This is a genomic window from Flavobacterium sp. (assembly GCF_049318325.1).
In the GTDB taxonomy this organism is placed as follows: domain Bacteria; phylum Bacteroidota; class Bacteroidia; order Flavobacteriales; family Flavobacteriaceae; genus Flavobacterium.
The window spans coordinates 1-5,325 of sequence record NZ_JBMOGQ010000142.1 but is presented as its reverse complement, the minus strand read 5'-3'; the positions used below and the strand labels follow the sequence as shown (position 1 = coordinate 5,325).

The 5,325-nt window shown below is 34.0% G+C and carries 5 protein-coding genes; 2 read left to right on the top strand and 3 right to left on the bottom strand.

Features of this window, described 5'->3' with window-relative positions:
- Positions 1–380: 380 nt before the first annotated feature.
- Positions 381–953 (bottom strand): non-canonical purine NTP diphosphatase, encoded by a 573-nt coding sequence (locus ACOYLP_RS10485; RefSeq protein WP_422856120.1) that lies wholly within the window; start codon positions 951–953, stop codon positions 381–383.
- Between the two features lie 116 nt (positions 954–1,069).
- Between ACOYLP_RS10485 and ACOYLP_RS10480 the strand changes: the two genes are divergently transcribed.
- The gene (locus ACOYLP_RS10480) at positions 1,070–2,329 is read left to right on the top strand and encodes an aminotransferase class I/II-fold pyridoxal phosphate-dependent enzyme (RefSeq protein ID WP_422856119.1); all 1,260 of its coding nucleotides are present in this window, start codon (positions 1,070–1,072) and stop codon (positions 2,327–2,329) included.
- A 144-nt stretch (positions 2,330–2,473) separates the two neighbouring features.
- Here the strand turns inward: ACOYLP_RS10480 and ACOYLP_RS10475 are convergent, their stop codons facing one another.
- Positions 2,474–2,914, bottom strand: coding sequence for a hypothetical protein (locus ACOYLP_RS10475; protein WP_422856118.1), 441 nt, complete (start codon positions 2,912–2,914; stop codon positions 2,474–2,476).
- 110 nt (positions 2,915–3,024) lie between these two features.
- Here ACOYLP_RS10475 and ACOYLP_RS10470 point away from each other — a divergent pair, with 110 nt between their 5' ends.
- Positions 3,025–3,171, top strand: coding sequence for a hypothetical protein (locus tag ACOYLP_RS10470; RefSeq protein ID WP_422856117.1), 147 nt, complete (start codon positions 3,025–3,027; stop codon positions 3,169–3,171).
- Positions 3,172–3,212: 41 nt separating this feature from the next.
- Here the strand turns inward: ACOYLP_RS10470 and ACOYLP_RS10465 are convergent.
- Positions 3,213–5,325, bottom strand: a 2,113-nt coding sequence (locus tag ACOYLP_RS10465; RefSeq protein WP_422856116.1) for a methylmalonyl-CoA mutase family protein, incomplete at its 5' end; no start/stop codon positions are given.

The following is a 5,325-nucleotide window of genomic DNA, read 5'->3' as shown; positions in this document are numbered from 1 at the left end:
CTTGCACTTCTGACGGATTCTCAAATCCTAGATCTTTGATCGCCAGCAGTAACGACTCATTCAGACCTAATTGTTCAAATTTATTCATATAAAGTTTTAAAATTTGGTGCAAAGGTAGTCTTTAAATACTATATACACTAATTTGCTATTTATTGATATTTAATAAGTTAGCTTTTAGCTAGCGAAGTAACTGAGTAGCTGACTAGCTTATTGGCAGAGTAACTGAGTTTATTATTGTTAGGAACTGAATTATTTCTTTTATCTCACTTATCCTTCCGCTATCAGCACTAAACGATAGTTACTCCCAACTTCTATCGGCAGGCAGTTAAGGGCTATTCATAACGTTAATATTTTTCTCAGCCACTCAGTTACTCAGAAACTCAGCTACTAAGAAAATCAACCAATTGTTTTACTGCCAAACCTCGGTGGCTGATGGTAGACTTCTCCTCTATCGATAACTCGGCAAAGGTTTTGGTGTATCCATCAGCAACAAAAATTGGATCGTAGCCAAAGCCATTGGCCCCCACTTTTTCTCCAATTATTTTGCCTTTGATAATTCCTGTGAATAGTTTTTGATTTCCATTAAGATTTAATGCAATAACCGTTTTGAATTGGGCAGTTCGTTTGGATATATCTTTAAGATTATTCAATAATTTATCCATATTATCCGTCGCATCTTTTTGTTCGCCTGCATAACGTGCAGAATAAACGCCTGGTTCACCGTTTAAAGCTTCTACTTCTAAACCAGTATCATCGGCAAAACAGTTGTAGCCATACTTTTCAGTAACATAGTTAGCTTTTTGAATAGCATTTTCTTCAATAGTATCCGCAGTTTCCGGAATTTCTTCAAAACAACCAATGTCTTTTAAACTCAAAACCTGGATAGATTGAGGAACTAATAATTGTATTTCTTTGATTTTGTTTTTGTTATTGGAAGCGAATACGAGTTGCATTATTGATATTTTTGGTTTACAAATATAATCTATGAAAAGCTCATAAAACATGATTCCTTAAGCATAAATTATAATAATTAATTATTACTTTTGCACCGATTAAACACAAAGTGATTATGGCAAAAGATTTATTCGAAAGAATACAAAATAATAAAGGTCCATTAGGAAAATGGGCTTCTCAAGCAGAAGGATATTACGTGTTTCCAAAATTAGAAGGAGAACTTGGTCCTAGAATGACTTTTCACGGTAAAAATATTTTAAACTGGAGTTTGAATGACTATTTAGGTCTTGCTAATCATCCAGAAGTTCGTCAGGCAGATACCGATGCTGCAATAAAATATGGTGCTGCATATCCTATGGGAGCAAGAATGATGTCTGGACACACTGATGCTCACGAACAATTAGAAAAAGAATTAGCAGCTTTTGTAAAAAAGGAATCGGCTTATTTATTAAACTTTGGTTACCAAGGGATAATGTCCTGCATTGATGCTTTAGTTACTAAAAACGATGTAATTGTTTATGATGTTGATGCTCACGCATGTATCATTGATGGTGTTCGTCTGCACATGGGAAAACGCTATACCTATAAACACAATGATGTGGAAAGTATGGAAAAAAACCTTGAACGTGCAACCAAACTTGCTGAAGAAACAGGTGGTGGAATTTTATTCATTACCGAAGGTGTTTTTGGAATGCGTGGTCAACAAGGAAAGTTGAAAGAGATTGTGGAAATGAAAAAGAAATACAATTTCCGTCTTTTAGTTGATGATGCTCACGGTTTTGGAACTCTAGGAAAAACTGGTGCTGGTGCCGGAGAAGAACAAGGTTGCCAAGACGGAATTGACGTCTACTTTTCTACGTTTGCCAAATCTATGGCTAGCATTGGGGCATTCATTGCTGCTGATGCAACTATTATCGATTATTTAAAATACAATTTGCGCTCGCAAATGTTTGCCAAAGCATTACCAATGATTCAAACAGTTGGTGCATTGAAAAGATTACAGTTGTTAAGAGACAATCCTGGTTTGAAAGACAAACTTTGGGAAAATGTAAATGCTTTGCAAAACGGTTTAAAAGAGAACGGATTCAATATTGGAGATACAAATACCTGTGTAACACCAGTTTATTTAGAAGGTTCAATTCCAGAAGCAATGGTGATGGTTAATGACTTGCGTGAAAACTATGGAATCTTCCTATCGATTGTTGTTTATCCAGTAATTCCCAAAGGAATTATCTTGTTGAGAATGATTCCGACAGCTTCTCACACCTTAGCAGATATCGAAGAAACACTTACTTCATTCAAGGCAATAAGAGAAAAGCTAGTGAATGGTACTTATAAAAAGATAGCTGAAGCTACAACGGTTGACGTGTCTTAATAAATAAAAATATACAAATAAAAACCATCTCTATTTGAGATGGTTTTTTATTTAAAAATAGTAGTAAAATCTATTGTTTCACTTTGATTATTTTGCTTTCATCAATTTTTAAAGCTTTTACAACAGCTTTATAATCTTTGAAATTTACTTTGCTGTTTTTACCAAAAAACCCGGAACAACTACCACTCTAATTACTTGATTTGTTCTAAATGCAAGTGAAATACCTTCCAAATCAAATCCTTCTAAATAAACAACAGCCTCAGTAGTTGTAAAATCAAAGTCATATCTAAAATCTAAAGTTCCATCGTTAAAATAAAAAGTTTGCGGCATAATTTTCCAAATATCCCGACCATTGACAACTCCATCTAATCTATATAACAAAATCATATCAGAATTAAAAGTTGGATGTGGAAAAATTAATGTTGAGGTATAATTGTTTGAAAATAAAAAATTGACATTATTACTATACTCCCAAACCTCACTAATAGTATCGTTATCAATATTATTAGTGTTGTCTTCGTTTACTGTACATCCATGTAGCGTTATCATCCAGATAAAAACTAGAACTAAAGTAATTTTTTTCATAATATGTTATATTTAAGACATGTCTGCCGACAAGTAGGTTAATAATATTTCGCTTTAACCAATTTTAATGCCAAAAAATATTATGAAACATAAATTTGTATTTTTAGCACATGGGAAGAAACAATGCCAAAAATATTAAAGCACATAATGATAAGCTTCACAAAACAAAACATAAAGAAAAAGCTAAAAAGGTTGCGCGTGAAGAAAAGTTAAAAGCAATTCTGAAGAAGTTTAATGAAGATAAATCAAGTAGATAAAACCTCATATCACTATGAGGTTTTTTTTAAATAAATATAATTTACATATTGCGTCTATACTGTCCTCCTACCTCAAACAAGCCGGCAGTAATCTGACCTAAAGAACAATATTTAGTTGCATCCATCAATACTTCGAAAATGTTATCATTATTAATAGCAGCGTTTTGTAAAGCTTCAATTTGTTCGGCTTCTTTATCGTGATAGGTTTTATGTAAATTATCTAAGGTTTTAATTTGTTCATGTTTTTCTTCTTCGGTGGCTCTTATTACTTCAGCTGGCAATACGGTTGGTGATCCTTTGGAACTTAAGAAGGTGTTAACACCAATAATAGGAAATTCACCTGTATGTTTTAATGTTTCATAATACAAGCTTTCCTCCTGAATTTTACTTCTTTGGTACATCGTTTCCATAGCTCCCAATACACCACCGCGTTCAGTGATTCTGTCGAATTCTAGTAAAACTGCGTCTTCAACTAAATCAGTTAACTCTTCGATAATAAAGGAACCTTGAATAGGGTTTTCGTTTTTAGCCAGCCCTAATTCTTTATTGATAATCAATTGAATTGCCATGGCTCTACGCACACTTTCTTCGGTTGGAGTTGTAATGGCTTCATCATAAGCATTAGTATGAAGGGAATTACAATTGTCGTATATAGCATATAATGCCTGCAACGTAGTACGAATATCGTTGAAGTCAATCTCCTGAGCATGCAAAGAACGTCCAGATGTTTGAATATGGTATTTCAACATTTGTGCTCTTTCGTTAGCACCGTATTTGTTCTTCATTGCTTTCGCCCAAATCTTTCGCGCTACCCTTCCAATAACGGCGTATTCTGGGTCTATTCCATTGGAGAAAAAGAAGGATAAATTAGGACCAAATTCATTGATATCCATGCCACGGCTTAAATAATACTCCACGTAAGTAAATCCATTAGATAACGTAAATGCTAATTGAGTGATTGGATTTGCACCAGCTTCAGCTATGTGATACCCTGAAATAGATACTGAATAGAAGTTACGAACATTCTTTTGAATAAAATATTCCTGCACATCTCCCATTAATCTCAAGGCAAATTCAGTTGAGAAAATACAAGTGTTTTGCGCTTGATCTTCTTTTAAAATATCGGCTTGCACTGTTCCTCGAACTTTAGACAAAGTTTTTACTTTTATATCTTCGTATACATCTAGTGGCAATACTTGATCACCGGTAACTCCTAAAAGCATTAATCCTAAACCGTTATTTCCATCAGGCAACTGTCCGTTGTATTTTGGTCGTGTTAATCCTTTATCCTTATAAATTTTGTCAATTCGTTCGGCTACTTCTTCTTGAAGATTATTATCAATAATATATTTTTCGCAATTTTGATCGATAGCAGCATTCATAAAGAATCCCAACAACATGGGAGCTGGTCCATTAATTGTCATACTTACCGATGTTAATGGATGACTTAAATCGAAACCGGAATATAATTTCTTCGCATCATCCAAACAACAGATAGAAACACCGGCATTTCCAATTTTACCATAGATATCAGGACGCAAATCAGGGTCATTTCCATATAAAGTAACACTATCAAAAGCAGTTGATAAACGCTTTGCAGGTAAACCAGCACTCACATAGTGAAAACGTTTATTAGTTCGCTCAGGTCCGCCTTCGCCGGCAAACATTCTGGAAGGATCTTCACCTTCACGTTTGAAAGGATATAATCCCGATGTAAATGGAAATTCGCCAGGTACATTTTCCTGCAGGTTCCATTTTAAAATATCGCCCCAAGCCTGATATTTTGGCAGGGCTACTTTTGGAATCTGTGTATGTGATAAACTTTCTGTATGCGTTTGAATTTTGATTTCTTTGTCTCGTACTTTAAAGCTATAAACCGGATCTTTATATTTGTTAACCTTGTCATTCCATTTGAGAATTATTTCCCAATTGAACGGATCGAGATTCATTTTTACACGATCAAATTCTTTAACTAATAGGTTTAGAAAATCCTTATTATCATCATTACTATTCAATGAGTTAACATCGATTCCTACTTTATCAATTTTAACTATTATATTAGAAACACTTTCAATAGTTTTATAAATTCCGTATAGCTTTTGGGCTACTTCAACCTGAGTCAAAACTGTCTCGTCATACTTGCGATTGTTTTCT